The following is a 17,241-nucleotide window of genomic DNA, read 5'->3' on the forward strand; positions in this document are numbered from 1 at the left end:
TTTTTCGAGCCACGGACATCCATAACGTGCCCCACACCCCGCCCGGCGCGCGCCAGACGCGTGCCCTCGCTCGCCCGCATCGCCTCCACGCCCATGCCGCGCTGCTGGCCGCCGCCATCCTGGCCCGACCGGCCCACGCCGCCACCCCGGCCGACCGCACGGCACCGCCCGCGACCAGCCAGAAGAAGGCGGAAAGAAAGACCCCGCCCGCCGCCGCCAGGCCGCCCCACACTAGCAACTGGGGCGTCTTCAACGCCGGCAAGGGCGCCGCCGCCGGTTTCGGCGCCATGAACGGCTACGGCCAGGCCCGCTGGGCGGAGGATTGGAGCGACCTCGCCACCACGCCCCCGGCGCAACGCCGGCAGGACTGGTTCAACCGCCTCAAATATATCCGCCTGACCGACAAGGGCGATATCTGGCTGTCGATCAGCGGCGAGGAACGGCTGCGCTATATTTTCGAAAACCAGCCGATGATGGGCACGGCCGGCAAGACCAACGCCAGCCGCCTGCTGCTGCGCAACCTGTACGGCGCCGACCTGCATCTGGGCGACCATGTCCGCGCCTACGCCGAATTTCTCTGGGGCGTCGCCGGCGGCAGCAATTATTACGGCTACCAGACCGGCATCCAGCGCGAGCGGCTCGACCTCCAGCAGGGCATCCTGGAGGTCAAGGGCAAGCTCCTCGGCGCCAGGATGGGCGCGATCGGCGGCCGGCAGGTGTTCCTCGACGCCCCCATCTCAATGCAGTCCGCCCGCGACCTGCCCAACGTGCAGCAGACCTGGGACGGCGTCCGGGGCTACGCGGTATGGAAATCCTTCCGCCTCGACCTGTTCGATTTCATGCAGACCAACAAGCTGCCGCGCAACGTCTTCGCCGACGGCACCAACTACAATGCCCGGATGTACGGCGCCTATACGTCCACGTCGCTGCCCGCCTTCACCATCCTGGGGCAGAAGGCGCACATCTTCGCCGACGTCTTTTTCCTCGGCTATCTCTTCGGCGGCCCCGCCGCATCCCTGCCGCTGGCCAGGACCGGCGCGGCCCAGGCCGGCTCGACCCGCCGCGACAATATCGGCACCCGCCTGTGGGGCACCGCCGGCCCCTTCGATGCCAGCCTGACGGGCGTGTTCCAGGGCGGCGACTTCCGCCCGGCGCACAATGCGGGGCCGACCCGCGCGGTTCGCGCCTACGCCGTCAACGGCGTGGCGAACTGGAACGCAAGCGGCCTGCCCGGCAAGCCCTCGCTCGGCATCCAGGCCGACCTGTTCTCGGGCGGGTCCTACCACAGCAAGGACGGCGCCGTCGGCACCTTCGCCACGCCCTATTTCCCGCTGCCTTATTACAATGACGTCACGCTGGCCCTCACCTCGCAGAATCTCATCGGCGTCGGCCCCGTCATCACCGCCACGCCATTTTCCACCCTTCACCTGCGGCTGCATGTACCGGTATTCTGGCGCGACAGCACGCAGGACGCCGTCTACGGCACGGGCAAGATCTATGCGTGGCGAAACACCCTGCATGGCGGGTTCATCGGCGTCACACCCCAGGCACAGGCGGCATGGCACTTCGCGCCGCACTGGACATGGACGCACGACATCGCGGGCCTGGCCGCCTCGCAGGGCATGCGACAGGCCGGCGCCAAAAGCGGCGTGTTCTACATGCAGACCGTGGAATTCAAGTTCTGACCACGCGACGCGCGCGGCACGACAAAGGAAGAGACAGCATGACCGGCACCGGCAACATCGTCATCATCGGCAACGGCATGGTCGGCCATTACTGCGCCGAGCAACTGGTCATGCACAGCCTGCATCAGGACCACGCCATCCACGTCTTCGGCGAGGAACTGCACGACGCCTACGACCGCGTGCATCTCACCGCCTACATGACCGGGCAGGATGCCGCCGCCCTCTCCCTGCATCAGGAGGATTTCCACACCGCCCACGGTCTCACGCTCCATCGCGGCGTCCGCGTCACGGCGATCGACCGCGCGGCGCGCACCATCGAAAGCAGCGAAGGCACCCTGCCGTACCACACGCTCATCATCGCCACCGGCTCCACGCCCTTCGTGCCGTCCGTGCCCGGCAACAGCGGCACCGCCGGCCTGGTCTACCGCACGCTGGACGACCTGGACCAGATCCGCGCGGCCGCCGCGGGCGCCGCGCGCGGCACCGTCATCGGCGGCGGCCTGCTGGGGCTGGAGGCCGCCAACGCGCTGGCCGGCCTGGGCCTGGCCACCACGGTCGTCGAATTCGCCCCCCGCCTGATGCCCGTCCAGCTCGATGAAGAGGGCGGACAGGCCCTGAAGCACCGCATCGAGGCATTGGGCCTCACGGTGCTGACCGGCCACGCCACGCAGCAGATCGTCGCCGGCGAGACATGCCGCCACCGCCTGGTCTTTTCCGACGGCGGCACGCTGGAAACCGACCTCGTGGTCTTCTCCGCCGGCATCCGCCCGCAGGACCGCCTGGCCCGCGCGTGCGGGCTCCCCCTCGGTCCGCGCGGCGGCATCGTCATCGACGACACCTGCCGCACCGCCGACCCGGCCATCTTCGCCGTCGGCGAATGCGCCGCGTGGAACGGCCAGGTCTTCGGCCTGGTCGCGCCCGGCTACGCCATGGCCCGCACCGTCGCCGCCCACCTGGCGGGCGAGGAAGCCGCCTTCACCGGCGCCGACATGTCCACCAAGCTCAAGCTGCTCGGCGTCGATGTCGGCTCCATCGGCGACGCCCATGGCGCCACGCCTGGCAGCCGCAGCTACCGCTTCATCGGCGAGGCCGAGGGCTCCTACCGCCGCCTGGTCCTCTCGGGCGACGGCACGCGGGTCATCGGCGCCGTGCTGGTCGGCGACAATTCCTATTACGACACGATCCTGCAATATGTGCAGAACGCCATCAAACCGCCCGCCGATCCGGCGGCGCTGATCCTGCCGCGCGGCGAGGGCGCGGAATTGCTGGGCGCCGACTCCCTGCCCGACACGGCCATGATCTGCTCCTGCCACAACGTCACCAAGGGCGCGATCCGCGCCGCCATCGACGACGGCAGCACCGATCTCGCCGCCCTCAAGCAATGCACCAAGGCCAGCACCGGCTGCGGCGGCTGCGCGGCCCTGCTGAAAAATGTGTTCGAGACCGAGCTGGAAGCTCGCGGCATCACCGTCGACCACAGCCTGTGCGAGCATTTTTCCCATACCAGGCAGGCGCTTTATTCGCTGGTCCGCGTCCACGGCATCCGGACGTTCGAGGACCTGATGGCCCGGCACGGCAATGGCGGCCTGGGCTGCGACATCTGCAAGCCCGCCATCGGCTCGATCCTCGCCTCCGCCTGGAACAAGCCGATCACCGACCCGCTCTACATCCCGTTGCAGGACACGAACGACACGTTCATGGCCAACATGCAGAAGAACGGCACCTATTCGGTCGTCCCGCGCATCGCCGGCGGCGAAATCACGCCCGACCGCCTGATCGTGCTCGGGCAGGTCGCGAAGAAATACGGCCTCTACACCAAGATCACCGGCGGCCAGCGCATCGACCTGTTCGGCGCCCAGCTTCACCAACTGCCCGACATCTGGACCGAACTGCTCGACGCGGGGTTCGAAACCGGCCACGCCTACGGAAAATCGACCCGCACCGTCAAATCCTGCGTCGGCAGCACCTGGTGCCGCTACGGCGTGCAGGACAGCGTCGCCAAGGCGCTGGACCTGGAAAACCGCTACAAGGGCCTGCGCTCGCCCCACAAGCTGAAATTCGCCGTCTCCGGCTGCACGCGCGAATGCGCCGAGGCCCAGAGCAAGGATGTCGGCATCATCGCCACCGAAAACGGCTGGAACCTCTATGTCTGCGGCAATGGCGGCATGCGCCCCCGCCACGCCGAACTGTTCGCGACCGACCTCGATGCCGAAACCCTGGTGCGCTATATTGATCGTTTCCTGATGTTCTATATCCGCACGGCCGACAGGCTCCAGCGCACCTCCGTCTGGCGCGAGAACCTCGAAGGCGGGCTGGACTATCTGCGCGACGTCATCATCCATGATTCGCTGGGCATCTGCGCGGAACTGGAACAGCAGATGCAGTCGGTGGTCGACCAGTATCATTGCGAATGGCGCGACGCGCTGAACGACCGCGACAAGCTCAGGCGCTTCCGCACCTTCGTCAACGACGCCCGGCCGGACCCGAACGTCCGCACCCTGCCCGAGCGCGACCAGACCCGCCCCGCCGACAACCTGCCCGAGACCGCGGCCGGGGCCGGCCCGGCGGACTGGACCGATCTCTGCGCCCAGGCCGACCTGGTCGCCCGCTCCGGCGTCGTCGCCTGGCATGACGGCAGCCAGGTCGCCCTGTTCTACCTGCCCGAATCAGGGACCGACGCCGCCCATGTCTACGCCATCGACAATCACGACCCGTTCTCCAACGCCAACGTCATCGGGCGCGGCCTGATGGGCGACCTCAAGGGGCAGCGCATCGTGGCCTCCCCGCTCTACAAGCAGCATTTCCGCCTGGAAGACGGCCAGTGCCTCGAAGACTCCTCCATCCGCCTGCGGACATGGGACACCCGGCTCCGCGACGGCAAGGTGCAGATCCGGGCGAAACTCCCGGCGACACCCGACCTGGTCCCCGCCTGACACGTCATGGCGAAGGACGAGATCCGCTCGGTCTGCCCCTATTGCGGGGTCGGCTGCGGCATCATCCTCGACGTGGAAGACGGCAGGATCGCCAGGGTGCGCGGCGACGCCGCGCACCCGGCGAATGCCGGCCGGCTGTGTACCAAGGGCAGTTCGTGCGACAAGCCCCTGTCCTCGCCCCACAGGCTGGCCAACGCCGCCCTGCGCGCCCAGCGCGGCCGCGAGCCCACGCCCGTCCCGCTCCATCGGGCGATCGAGGCCACGGCCACGCGCCTGCGGCAGATCCTCGACACGCACGGCCCCGACGCCATCGCCTTCTACGTCTCCGGCCAGATGTCGCTGGAGGCGCAGTATCTCATCAACAAGCTGGCGAAGGGCTACATCCGCAGCCAGCATATCGAATCCAATTCCCGCCTGTGCATGGCCGCCGCCGGCAGCGGCTACAAGCTCTCGCTCGGCGCCGACGCCCCACCCGGCAGCTACGAGGATTTCGACTGCACCGACCTGTTCTTCGTCATCGGCGCGAACATGGCCGACTGCCATCCGATCCTGTTCCTGCGCCTGATGGACCGCAAGCGGGCGGGCGCGAAGCTCATCGTCGTCGATCCCCGCCGCACCGCGACGGCCGAAAAGGCCGATCTGTACCTGCCCATCCGTCCCGGCACCGACCTCGCCCTGCTCAACGGCCTGCTGCATCTCCTGGTCCGCAACGGCGCCATCGATCCCGCCTTCATCGCGCAGGCGACCACGGGGTGGGACGCCATGCCCGCGTTCCTGGCCGACTACCCGCCGGATAGCGTCGCCGCCCTCACCGGCCTGCCGGCGGCCGACATCCTGACCGCCGCCCGCTGGATCGCCGAAGCCGGCGCATGGATGAGCCTGTGGACCATGGGCCTCAACCAGAGCCTGACCGGCACGTGGAACGTCAACGCCCTGTGCAACCTGCACCTGGCCACCGGCACGATCTGCCGTCCCGGCTGCGGCCCCTTCTCGCTGACCGGCCAGCCCAACGCCATGGGCGGGCGCGAGATGGGCTATATGGGCCCCGGCCTGCCCGGCCAGCGCAGCGCCCTGGTCGCCGCCGACCGCGCCTTCGCCGAACGCCAGTGGGCTCTCCCCCCCGGCACGCTGCGCGACGCGGGCGGCACCGGCGCGATCGCGATGTTCGATGCCATGGAGCGCGGCGCCATCCGCGCCTGCTGGGTCATCTGCACCAACCCCGTCGCCACCGTCGCCAACCGCGACCACGTCGTCCGCGCGCTGAAAGCCGCCGAATGCGTGATCGTGCAGGACGCCTTCGCCGACGCCGAGACCACACGCCACGCCGACATCCTGCTCCCCGGCGCCCTGTGGGCCGAGGCCGACGGCGTGCAGGTCAATTCCGACCGCACCATGACCCTGGCCCGCCAGGCCGTCGCCCCGCCCGGCGAGGCCATGGCGGACTGGCGGATCATCGCCCAGGTCGCCTGCGCCATGGGCTTCGCGGACGGTTTCTCCTTCACCTCGGCCGCCGAAATCTTCGCCGAGGCCAGCCGCTTCACCAATCCCGCGACCGGCTACGACATCGCCGGCATCTCCCACCGCCGCCTCCACGCGGGCCCCGTCCAATGGCCCTGCGCCGAAGGCGACACCGCCTCCCGCCACCCGATCCGCTACCGCTCCCCGACCTCGGCCGCACCCATCTTCCCCGCCCCTGGCGGCCGCGCCGTCTTTCATGCCCGTCCCTGGATGCGCCCCCGGGAATGGCCCGACGAAACCCACCCCTTCGTGCTCGACACCGGGCGCCTGCAACATCAGTGGCACACTCTGACCAAGACCGGCCGCGTCGACAGCCTCAACCGTCTCAATCCCGGCCCGTTCGTCGAAATCGCCACCGAGGACGCCCGCGCGCTCGGCCTCGCGGCGGGCGATGCCGTCCGCATCACATCCCGCCGGGGCAGCATCACCCTGCCGGCCCGCATCACGCCGGCCATCCGCCCCGGCACCTGCTTCGCGCCCTTCCACTGGAACGACCGGTTCGGCGACGACATCGCCGTCAACACGCTCACCTCCGACGCCGTCGATCCGATTTCCCTCCAACCCGGCTTCAAGCTCTGCGCCGTCGCGCTGGAACGCATCCCCGCCGCCCCACCCGCTCCCCAGGGACAGAACGACATGGAACCCGGCCCGCTCGCCCGGCATCTCGGCCTGGCCCCGCCCGAACCCCTGGCGCTCGGCGAAGACGGCCGCGCCTGGCTGTCCGGCTTTCTCGAAGGGCTGCGCCTCGCCCCGCCCGCGCCCGGCACCCTGCCGCTGATCCCCGCCAACGCGCCGCTCGACCCGCGTGCCCGCGCGCATGTCGGCGGCCTGCTGGCCGGCCTCTACAGCCGCGCCGAGGCCGCCGCCCCGCCCCCCGCGCTCCGCGTCTGGTGGGCCTCGCAGACCGGCCGCGCCGAGGCCCTCGCCGCCACCATCGCCACCTGGCTGCGCGAGGCCGGGCATACGGTCAGCCTCGCCTGCCTGGATAGCTGCGAATCCGGCGATCCCGGCCCCGGCCGCGCCATCTTCGTCGTCTCCACCTTCGGCGACGGCGACGCGCCTGACTGCGCCGCCCCGTTCTGGAGCGCCCTGCGCGCCCGTCAGTCCCCGCTGACCGACCTCACCTGCGCCGTCCTCGCGCTCGGCGATTCCTCCTATGCCAGCTTCTGCGGCTTCGGCCGCGCGCTGGATGCGCGCCTGCGCGCGCTGGGCGCCACCATGCTGCTGGACCGCACGGATTGCGAACCGGATCTCGACGACACGGTCGAATCCTGGCGCGGCACGCTGCTGACCGCCCTCGGCGCCCGTACGGACGCCGAACCGCCCGCCCCGCCCCAGGCACCATCCCTCGGCACCCGCGACCTGCCCGCCATCGCCCGCCTCGTCCTCAACGAACGCCTGTGCGGTCCCGGATCGGACCCAGGGTCGGACCCGGGATCGGAGAAGGACACCCGCCGCATCGGCCTCGATCTGGGCGCCACCGACCTCGCCTGGCAACCGGGCGATGCGCTGGGCATCTGGCCCTGCAACCCGCCCGAGCATGTCGAAACCGTCCTCGCCGCGCTACGCCTGCCCGACGACACGCCGATCGTCCTGCGCGGCCACGGCACCGTCGGACTGCGCGAAGCGCTGCGCCGCCATCTCGACCTCTCCCGCCCCAACCCCGCCCTGCTCGCCGCCCTGGGCCGGACCGAAGGCGGCTTTCTCCCCGACCTGCTGCGCGACGCGGTCCTGACGGTCGCGGCGCGGGACATCCCGCCCCTGTTCCGGCGCATGCAGCCTCGCCTCTATTCCATCGCCTCCTCCCCCAGGATCTCCGGCCGGATCGTGGAACTGACCATGGGCGTCAATCGCTCCCCCTGGCCCGGCCTCTGCTCCAACTGGCTCGCCGCGCTGGCGGAAGGCGGCGAGGTACCGGTCTTCGTCCAGCCGACCTCCCATTTCCACCTGCCGCGCGACGACGACGCCCCGATCGTCATGATCGGCCCGGGCACCGGCATCGCCCCTTTCCGCGCCTTCCTCCAGGAGCGCGCGGCCCGCGGAAGCACCGGCCGCAACTGGCTGTTCTTCGGCGAACGCCACGCCGGCCAGGGCTTCTACTACCGGCAGGAACTCGACAGCTACCGCGCCGCCGGCTGCCTGACCCGGCTCGACACCGCCTTCTCGCGCGACCAGGCCACCCGCATCTACGTTCAGGACCGGATGGAGGAAGCCGGGGCCGAATTGTGGGACTGGCTGCAAGCCGGCGCCTTCGTCTATGTGTGTGGGGACGCCACCCGCATGGCGCGGGATGTCGATGCCGCCCTGCACAGGATCATCGCCCGCCATGGCGGCCTGTCCGCCCCGGAGGCCGCCACGTTCGTGACCGGACTGACGCGGGAGAACCGCTATCTGCGCGATGTCTACTGACGCTCCCCCCGGCACGGCCCGTCCGCCGATGACCGTTCTGGTCGCCGACGGCAACACTCGCCGCGCCCGCGCCCTTTCTGACGATCTGCGGGCCGATCCGTCACTGCATGTCCTCTCCGTCCCGGCGGGCATGGCCCTGATCGACGCGGTACGGCAACATCAGCCCGACGTGGTACTGGTCGACATGGGCCGCGCGGACCGCGACGCGCTGGACAGCATCCGCGCCCTGTCCCAGCCCGCGCTCGAACGCCCCGTGGCCCTGTTCGTCGATCGCGACGATGTCCAACTGATGGAGACCGCCTTCGATATCGGCATCTGTTCCTACAATGTCCTGGACGCACCACCCGACGACGTCAAACCCCTGCTGCGCGCCGCGATCGCCCTGTACAGCCGCTTCCAGCGCACCCGCGGCGAACTGACCGAGGCGCAACGCAAGCTGGCGGAACAGAAGCTGGTCGATCAGGCGAAGAGACTCTTCATGAAGAACGAGAACGCAACCGAAGATCAGGCCTATCGCTGGTTCCGCCGCCGCGCCATGCAGTCCGCGCGCCGCATCGCCGCCGTCGCCGCCGACTACCTGTCCGCCCATGACCGGAACGACGCGCCATGACCCACGCCCTGCGGATCGGCCTGCTGCGCCTCACCGACAGCGCGCCCGTCATCATCGCCCGCAATCACGGCCTGTTCGCGCAACACGGCATCGCGGCCGAGATCGTGGTCTCCCCCTCCTGGTCCAACATCGCCGACGGACTGGCCTGGCGAACACTCGACGCCGCCGTCATTTTCCCCCCCCTGGCCATGATGACGGCCCTGGGGCGCCGTGGCCACGCCGCCTCCCTGCGCCCGCTCTGCACGCTCAGCCGCGGCGGCAACACGCTGGTCCTGCGCGGCACCAACCCGCTCGCCACGCCATGGCCGACCGGCCCCGCCGGGCACCAGGCCTTCGCGCAATGGCAACGCGGCCTGGGCCGCCGGCCCCGCCTCGCGGTGGTCCATATGTATTCCACCCACCTGCTCATCCTGCGCCGTTTTCTGCGCATGATCGGGGTGGATATGGACAGCGGGATCGAACTCGTCGTCATGCCCCCTGCCGACATGATCAGCGCATTGGCCGACCGCGCCATCGACGGCGGCTGCGTCGGTCCCTCATGGGGCACCGAAGCCTGCCTGCGCGGCCTCGGCTTCCTGGTCGGCGGCTCCTCCACCATCGTGCCCGGCCATCTCGAAAAACTCCTCGTCGTTTCCGATGCGGCTGCCGGCCAGGCCGACCGCCTCAAGGCCGCCCTGGGCGAGGCCGTGTCGTACTGCCGCGCGCCAGCGAACCGGCACGCCATCGCGCAGGGCCTCGCCCTCCCGCCCGAGGAGGGCGGCCTCGCCCTGCCCGCCCGCGCGACCTTCGCGACGCTTGACGAGAAAACGACCCCCGAACCGGTCACCTTCGTCGCGGAAGAGGTCACGGAGGCCGATTTCGACTGGATCACCCAGGACATGTTCGATCTTGGCTGGATCGATGAAAGCGAGCGCGAGGCCGGCCCGAAACGGTGACAGGCCTATTCCGGATCAGCCATCATTCCCGCGATACAGATCGGCGATCGCCCGCGCCGACAAGGCGTCGGCGGCCACCCCGTCCGCGACGATCCGCCCCTCGCGCATCAGGATCGCACGGCTGAAGATCCGCGCGGCCCGCACCGGGTCGTGCGTGGTCGCCAGAATGCCATAGCCCTCGGCCGCCAGCCGCCGCAGCAGGTCGGACAGGCGCTGCTGCTGGCCGTAATCCAGCCCGGTCTCGGGCTCGTCCAGCACCAGCAGGCGCGCCCCCTGGGCCAGCGCCCGCGCGATCAGCACCGCCTGCCGCTCCCCGCCCGACAGCGCGGCATAGGACCGGCCCGCCAGATGGCCGATCGCCAGCCGCGCCATGGCCTGTTCGGCGGCTTCCCGGTCCGCGGCCGGCACGACCGGCGCCAGCATCGCGCCGCCGGCCAGCCGGCCCAACGCCACCACGTCGCGCACCCGATAGGGAAAGACCACCCCATGGCCCTGCGGCACATAGGCCAGATGGGTCGCCAGCACACGCCGCGTCATGGCCGCCACCGGCCGCCCATCGAGCAGAACCCGCCCCGACCGGGGCCGCAGCAGCCGCAGGAGCAGCCGCAGCAGCGTCGTCTTGCCCGCACCGTTCGGCCCCAGCAGCGCAACCATCTCACCCGGCCCCATCACGAACGACACCCCGTCCAGCACTGTCCTACCGCCCCGCGCAAAGGACAGGGCATCGACCACAAGGCCGGTCATTCCACCCATCCGCGCCGGATCAGCCGCAACACAGACAGAAAGACACCAACCCCGAACAGGTCCGCGACCAGCCCGACCGGAATCTCTTCCACCGACACGCATCGTGCCAGATCGTCGCAGACCAGCAGAAACGCCCCGCCCAGGCAGGCGCTCAGCGGCAGCACGCGAGCATTGCACGGCCCTGCCAGCAGTCGCGCGACATGCGGCACGATCAGCCCGACCCACCCGATCATCCCCGCCACGGACACCGTCACCGCCGACAGCACGGTCGCCGCCGCGATCACCCCATAACGCAGGGCCTCGACCGGCACGCCGAGGGTCCGCGCCTCGTCATCGCCCATCGCCAGCGCATCCAGCATGCGCCCGCACAGCGTCAGCCCCACGATGCCGACCGCCACCGGCCCCGCCATCACGCCCAGATCGGCCCCCGTCACCTGCGTCAGGCTGCCCAGCAGCCAAAAGACGATGTCCGGCAATTGCTTGTCGGGATCGGCCACATATTTCAGCAGCGACAGCAGCGCGGTGAACAGCGCGGTGCTGACCAGCCCGCCAAACACCAGCATCAGCATCGACGCGGCATCGAACAGCCGCGCCACGCCGACCGCCGCCACGACCGCGACGGCCCCGCCCGCAAAGGATAGAAGATGCAGGCCCATGGGCGACGCGCCAGCCACGATCCCAAACGCGGCACCAAACCCGGCACCGGCCAGTACCCCCAGCAACCCGGGCGATACCAGCGGATTGCGGAACACGGCCTGGAAACCCGCCCCCGAAACCGACAGCGCCGCCCCCACGATCACCGCGCCGGCAACGCGCGGCAGGCGCGTGGCCAGCACGATGGCATGCAGCAGGGCCCGCTGCGCGTCCGGCATCCCCCCGTCACGCCCCAGCAGTACCGACAACAATTCGCTCGGGGGGACCCGATAGCGGCCAAGCCCCAGCGACACCACCATCAGGACAACCAACCCACCCAGCGCCACCGCCCAGCCCGTGCGCTCCCGCCACACCGTCATGGCGCTCGATCGGGCCCCTCGGCCGCCAGGATGCGCGCGGCGTCGGTGGATGATAGATCGTAGCCAAAGAAATCCCGATAGAATTTGATCGTTTCCGACACCATATCCAGCGTCGCAAAACGGTCCGGATACAGCGTTCGCGCCGCCCAAAGAAGCTGGAGCGGAAATTCGACCCCATAGCGGTCCCACGGAAACACCCCCGCCGGATTGCGATACACATGTCCCGCCCGCACCGCGCGCAGCCCCGCCCATTGCGCGGAAGCGGGGTCGAACGCCCCGGCATCCCCACCCAGAATAATGATGTCGGGGTCCCAGGCGGCGACCTGCTCGACCGAAACCGGACGCATGTTGCCGGGAATATCGGCCACGTTCCGCCCGCCCGCCCGCGTGATCCATTCGTCGATGATCGTATGCGTGCCATCGATCTTCAACGGCGCCAGGGACTGGATATGCAGCACGCGCGGCCGGCGCGACGGCACCGTGCCGCCCACCATCGCCGCAACCCGATCGCGCGTCGCATCCAGCATCGCGCCATAGCGCCTGGCCTTATCCCGCGCGCGCTGGTCGCCCAACACCTCCGCCGTCAACGCAACCGCCTGGCGCAGCGACGCTTCGTCGGTAAACCCCGCCTGCACCACCGGCAATCCGATCCGCCGCATGGGCGTCAAGGCCGGCGCGCCGGTGGAAACGAACCCGACATCCACCCCGGCATCGCGCAGCATCTCGACATTCGGCACCTGCCCGACCACGCCGGTCGCCCGATGCAGGCCGGGCGCGACCCGATACATCCACGGGCGCGTCGCCGGCAGGTCATTGGTGACGGCAATCCGCGCGGTGGCGCCCAGCATGATGGTAACGGCATTATGCGCGAACCATAGATCCGCGATCCGGGCCGGATGATCCGGAACGGTCACGCGCTGTCCCGCCATATCCACCACCACACGCCCATACCCGATGGCGGGCCACACCAGGCAGCCAGTCGTAACAACAAGCCGCAAGGCGGCCTGCGCAGCATATCGTCTCATCCCCGGCCCTTTCCCGACCGGAGAACTATATCCCGCCAGATAGATCCGTCACCCCCGACACATGACCGACGGCGTCGCGCAACACCCGGCGACCCAAAGATTCAAACTCTTTTTATGATGCGAAGCGCCCGTTCTGTATCACCCTTCGGCCTCGAAGGAGTACAAGCGATGACTATCTCAATCCGCCCGACGCTGATTGCCGCCTCTCTGTCCGCACTCGCCATCACACCACCCGCGATCGCGCAGACGGTGGCCTCGGGCCATCGCGACATCCTGCTCCAGACCGACCATTCGTGGAACGGCGTGCCCTACACGCATTATCCGGCCGCAAGGCCCGAACTGACGATGATCCGCCTGACGATTCCCGCCCATTCCGCCCTGCCGTGGCACAAGCATCCATTCCCCAATGCGGTGTATGTGCTGCAAGGCGCCCTGACCATCACCGACCGCGAGAGCGGCAAGTCGCACGTCTATCATGCCGGCGAAGCCTTCGGAGAATCGGTCGACGACATCCATCGCGGCCAGGCGGGCGACACCCAGACGGTACTCCTGATCACCTATGCCGGCACACCCGGCGTCCCGACCTCAATCCCCATAAAGGGCCAGCTTCCGGAATATTGATCGATTCCCGGCCCGAAGCTCAGGGCCGGAACATCGAAAAATACAGGATCGCCATGTCGATCAGGAACGCGCAGAGCAGACCGCAACAGATCAGCCCGACCATCATCCGGTCACGGGCATCAATCCACGCCGGATCATCGTGCCGCAAGGCGATCGCGTGCCACGAACCGTTCAGAAGGGGCCGCTTCGGCCCCGCCGCACCAATATGAAACATCATGAGCCTCCCCCGGACCGTCCCTTCTTCTTTGTCGCGTATTGCGACGGGTTCGTCCGGTTGCCCCTTATCATGCGCCCTGCCAGACCCCGCTCCCAAGAGCGATTCGCGATCAGTCGCAATCTCTTGACGTCAATCAGCACAATCCCGGCGCCCGCCGCACGGCACCGGGCAAAGCCCGGCGCCTTATGCATGACACGCCGGTGGAATGGTGTGCCGCGTCAGGTCACGCGGCGCCTTCCTCGACATAAGCTGAGATATCCGGGCAGGAACAGACCAGGTTACGGTCGCCATAGGCGTTGTCCAGTCGATTGACCGGTGCCCAGTATTTCGACTCCGCCACCACGTCGCCCGGCAGACACCCCAGACGCCGGTCATACGCGCGGTCCCACTCGGGATCGGCCAGGTCGCGCACGGTATGCGGCGCATGACGCAGCGGGCTCTGCTCGGCCGTGATGCGTCCCTGTTCGATCTCGCGGATCTCCTCTCGAATGGCGATCATCGCATCGCAGAACCGGTCCAGTTCCACCCGCCCCTCGGATTCGGTGGGTTCGATCATGAAAGTCCCCGCCACCGGAAAGCTGACCGTCGGCGCATGGAATCCATGGTCGATCAGGCGCTTGGCAATATCGTCCACCGTCACGCCCACCGTATCGCGGATGGGGCGCAGATCGACGATGCATTCATGCGCCACCCGGCCATTGGTCCCGCGATACAGCACCGGATAATGGCCCGACAGGCGTGCCGCGATATAGTTGGAATTCAGGATCGCGATTTCGGTCGCCCGACGCAGGCCCGCATCGCCCATCAGCGTCATATAGGTCCAGGAAATCGGCAGCACCGCCGCCGATCCGAACGGCGCGGCCGAAACCGCGTTCGCCCCGCCTTCCTGCGGCGCCCCGGGCAGGAACGGCGCCAGATGCGCTCCAACCCCGATCGGCCCCATGCCCGGTCCTCCGCCGCCATGCGGAATACAGAAGGTCTTGTGCAGGTTGAAATGGCTGACATCGGCGCCATAGGCGCCCGGCCGCGACAGCCCGACCTGCGCATTCATGTTCGCGCCGTCCAGATAGACCTGCCCCCCCGCTTCATGCACAAGGTCGCAGATCTCGACGACCGTTTCCTCGAACACGCCATGCGTCGAGGGATAGGTGATCATGATCGCCGCCAGCCGGTCGGCAGTCTGGGCGATCTTCGCCTTCAGATCGCCGATATCCACGTTGCCCTGGTCGTCGCAGGACACAACGACGACCCGCATCCCCGCCATCTGGGCCGAGGCCGGATTGGTCCCATGGGCCGAAGCCGGGATCAGACAGACATCGCGTCCCGCATCGCCCCGCGACCGGTGATAGGCGCGAATGGCCAGCAGCCCGGCATATTCGCCCTGCGCACCCGAATTGGGCTGCAACGACACCGCGTCATAGCCGCTGACAGCTTTGAGCATCCGCTCCAGGTCACGGAACAGCGCGGCATAGCCCTGAAGCTGCGCCTCCGGGGCGAAGGGATGAATATCGCAGAATTCCGGCCACGTGACCGGTATCATCTCGGCCGTGGCGTTCAGCTTCATCGTGCAGGATCCCAGGGGGATCATCGTGCGATCCAGCGCCAGGTCGCGATCGGACAGGCGGCGCAGATAGCGCAGCATGTCGGTCTCGGAACGGTGGGCATGAAAGACCGGATGAGTCATGAAGGCGCTCCGACGCAGCAGCGCCCGCGGCAACAGGCTGTCCGGCACGTCCAGTTCCTGCTCCATCGCCGCCAGACGCTGCGCGTCGGGGCAGAAGCAGCGCCACACGGCACGCACAACCTCCGGGGTCGTCGTCTCGTCCAGGCTGATCCCGACATGATCGTCATCGATCGCGCGCAGGTTCATCCCCGCCTCCTCGGCGCGGGCGCGGACCAGGGCGGCCTCGCCACCAGTCGCGACCGTGATGGTGTCGAAAAACGCATCGGTTTGGACATCGATCGACAGCGCGCGCAGCCCTTCGGCCAGAATCACCGCCAGCCGATGCACCCGCCGGGCGATGGCCGACAGCCCCTCGGGGCCATGATAGACCGCATACATCGCGGAAATCACCGCCGGCAGCACCTGCGCGGTGCAGATATTAGAGGTCGCCTTCTCGCGCCTGATATGCTGCTCGCGCGTCTGCAACGCCAGGCGATAGGCTGGCTCGCCCCGGCTGTCCACCGACACGCCGACAAGGCGGCCGGGCATGTTGCGCTTGTAGGCATCGCGCACGGCCATATAGGCCGCGTGCGGGCCACCAGCTCCCATCGGCATGCCATAGCGCTGCATCGAGCCCACGGCGATGTCGGCACCCAGCGCACCCGGCGATTCCAGCACGGTCAGCGCCAGCGGGTCGGCCGCCATCGCCACCACCGCCTGCGCGCCATGCAGGTTTTCGATCCACGCGCGCGGATCGCGCACAAGGCCCGACGAACCAGGATATTGCAGCAGCGCACCGAACACCGCCCCCGGCTCCAGATCGCGCGCCGGGTCGCCGACCACGATCCGCCAGCCCATCGGCTCGGCGCGCGTCCGCAGCACCGCCAGCGTCTGCGGGTGACAATCCGCATCGACGAAAAACCCGTCGGCTTTCGACTTCGCCACCCGGCGCGCCAGGGCCATGGCCTCCGCCGCCGCCGTCGCCTCGTCCAGCAGCGAGGCATTGGCGACATCCAGGCCCGTCAGGTCGCGCACCATGGTCTGGAAATTCAGCAGCGCTTCCAGCCGGCCTTGGCTGATCTCCGGCTGATAGGGCGTATAGGCCGTATACCAAGCGGGATTCTCCAGCACATTGCGCTGGATGACGCCCGGCAGCACCGTGCCGTAATAGCCTTGGCCGATCAGCGAGGTCATCACCCGGTTACGGGCCGCCAGCACGCGCAGCCGGGCCAGCGCCTCGGGTTCGGACAAGCCCGCCCCCAGCCCCATCTCGCCGCGCAGGCGGATGGAGGGCGGCACCGTCTGGTCCATCAGTTCGTCGAGCGAGCCTGCGCCCACGACCTCCAGCATGGCGTCGACATCCCGCGCCCCCGGCCCGACATGGCGGGTGCAGAAGGCATCGGTGGCGGGCCGGGTGCCCTGCCAAAGCGTAGTGGAGGTCACGATCGGTTTCTCCCCGACAAAATCGGATCAGGCAATCAAAGCGGCGTAGGCGTCTGCGTCCAGCAGTTCGGCAAGCTGCCCCGCATCGGCGACGCGCAGCTTCAGGATCCAGCCCTCGGCTTCCGGATCGCGATTGACCAGCGACGGATCATCCGACAGCGCCGTATTGAAGCCGACGACCGTGCCCGAAACAGGAGCATAGATATCCGACGCGGCCTTGACCGATTCCACCACGGCGGCGCTGTCGCCCTGCGACAGCGCGGTGCCCTCGTCCTTCGCCTCGACGAAGACCAGTTCCCCCAGTTCCTCGGCGGCATGGGCGGTGATGCCGACGACCGCGACATCCCCCTCGACGCGCAACCACTCATGTTCTTTCGTGTAATAAACGGTCATGTTTCAATCTCCACCCGACAGGTCAGTTTCTG

The 17,241-nt window shown here is 68.7% G+C and carries 12 protein-coding genes; 6 read left to right on the forward strand and 6 right to left on the reverse strand.

The features are described from left to right. The first annotated feature begins 26 nt into the window (after window positions 1-26). From HLH48_RS14825 to HLH48_RS14845, 5 genes are read left to right on the forward strand one after another with little or no spacing between them, the layout of a single operon-like run. Window positions 27-1,685 carry an alginate export family protein gene (locus tag HLH48_RS14825; RefSeq protein ID WP_373320239.1) on the forward strand — a complete coding sequence of 553 codons (1,659 nt, stop codon included), beginning with the start codon at window positions 27-29 and terminating at the stop codon, window positions 1,683-1,685. 38 nt (window positions 1,686-1,723) lie between these two features. Then, window positions 1,724-4,618 carry a nitrite reductase large subunit NirB gene (gene nirB / locus HLH48_RS14830; protein ID WP_182998266.1) on the forward strand — a complete coding sequence of 965 codons (2,895 nt, stop codon included), beginning with the start codon at window positions 1,724-1,726 and terminating at the stop codon, window positions 4,616-4,618. A gap of 6 nt (window positions 4,619-4,624) precedes the next feature. After that, complete coding sequence (locus tag HLH48_RS14835; RefSeq protein ID WP_182998267.1) at window positions 4,625-8,545, forward strand: bifunctional nitrate reductase/sulfite reductase flavoprotein subunit alpha; 3,921 nt, start codon at window positions 4,625-4,627, stop codon at window positions 8,543-8,545. Window positions 8,546-8,573: 28 nt separating this feature from the next. Then, window positions 8,574-9,155 (forward strand): ANTAR domain-containing response regulator, encoded by a 582-nt coding sequence (locus HLH48_RS14840; RefSeq protein ID WP_182998268.1) that lies wholly within the window; start codon window positions 8,574-8,576, stop codon window positions 9,153-9,155. Then, on the forward strand, window positions 9,152-10,090 hold the full coding sequence (locus tag HLH48_RS14845) for an ABC transporter substrate-binding protein (RefSeq protein WP_182998269.1): 939 nt from the start codon (window positions 9,152-9,154) through the stop codon (window positions 10,088-10,090). The genes HLH48_RS14840 and HLH48_RS14845 overlap by 4 nt, the downstream gene beginning before the upstream one ends. 15 nt (window positions 10,091-10,105) lie before the next feature. Here HLH48_RS14845 and HLH48_RS14850 read toward each other — a convergent pair whose 3' ends face one another. From HLH48_RS14850 to HLH48_RS14860, 3 genes are read right to left on the reverse strand one after another with little or no spacing between them, the layout of a single operon-like run. Next, window positions 10,106-10,834 carry an ABC transporter ATP-binding protein gene (locus tag HLH48_RS14850; protein ID WP_182998270.1) on the reverse strand — a complete coding sequence of 243 codons (729 nt, stop codon included), beginning with the start codon at window positions 10,832-10,834 and terminating at the stop codon, window positions 10,106-10,108. After that, window positions 10,831-11,847 carry a FecCD family ABC transporter permease gene (locus HLH48_RS14855; RefSeq protein WP_182998271.1) on the reverse strand — a complete coding sequence of 339 codons (1,017 nt, stop codon included), beginning with the start codon at window positions 11,845-11,847 and terminating at the stop codon, window positions 10,831-10,833. Before HLH48_RS14855 ends, HLH48_RS14850 begins: the two co-directional genes overlap by 4 nt. Beyond that, a complete protein-coding gene (locus HLH48_RS14860) occupies window positions 11,844-12,872 on the reverse strand; it encodes an ABC transporter substrate-binding protein (RefSeq protein WP_182998272.1) in 1,029 nt (342 codons plus the stop codon). Before HLH48_RS14860 ends, HLH48_RS14855 begins: the two co-directional genes overlap by 4 nt. Window positions 12,873-13,040: 168 nt before the next feature. Here HLH48_RS14860 and HLH48_RS14865 point away from each other — a divergent pair, with 168 nt between their 5' ends. Continuing rightward, complete coding sequence (locus tag HLH48_RS14865; protein WP_182998273.1) at window positions 13,041-13,493, forward strand: cupin domain-containing protein; 453 nt, start codon at window positions 13,041-13,043, stop codon at window positions 13,491-13,493. A gap of 19 nt (window positions 13,494-13,512) precedes the next feature. On the opposite strand, the gene HLH48_RS14870 is transcribed toward HLH48_RS14865, so the two are convergent. The 3 genes from HLH48_RS14870 to gcvH all read right to left on the reverse strand — a co-directional run bounded on the left by HLH48_RS14870 (window position 13,513) and on the right by gcvH (window position 17,209). Next, a complete protein-coding gene (locus tag HLH48_RS14870) occupies window positions 13,513-13,710 on the reverse strand; it encodes a hypothetical protein (RefSeq protein WP_246387367.1) in 198 nt (65 codons plus the stop codon). Between the two features lie 223 nt (window positions 13,711-13,933). Beyond that, window positions 13,934-16,816 carry an aminomethyl-transferring glycine dehydrogenase gene (gene gcvP, locus HLH48_RS14875; RefSeq protein ID WP_182998274.1) on the reverse strand — a complete coding sequence of 961 codons (2,883 nt, stop codon included), beginning with the start codon at window positions 16,814-16,816 and terminating at the stop codon, window positions 13,934-13,936. A gap of 27 nt (window positions 16,817-16,843) precedes the next feature. Then, the gene (gene gcvH / locus HLH48_RS14880; RefSeq protein WP_182998275.1) at window positions 16,844-17,209 is read right to left on the reverse strand and encodes a glycine cleavage system protein GcvH; all 366 of its coding nucleotides are present in this window, start codon (window positions 17,207-17,209) and stop codon (window positions 16,844-16,846) included. Window positions 17,210-17,241: the final 32 nt, after the last annotated feature.

Source organism: Gluconacetobacter sacchari (assembly GCF_014174255.1).
Taxonomy (GTDB): domain Bacteria; phylum Pseudomonadota; class Alphaproteobacteria; order Acetobacterales; family Acetobacteraceae; genus Gluconacetobacter; species Gluconacetobacter sacchari.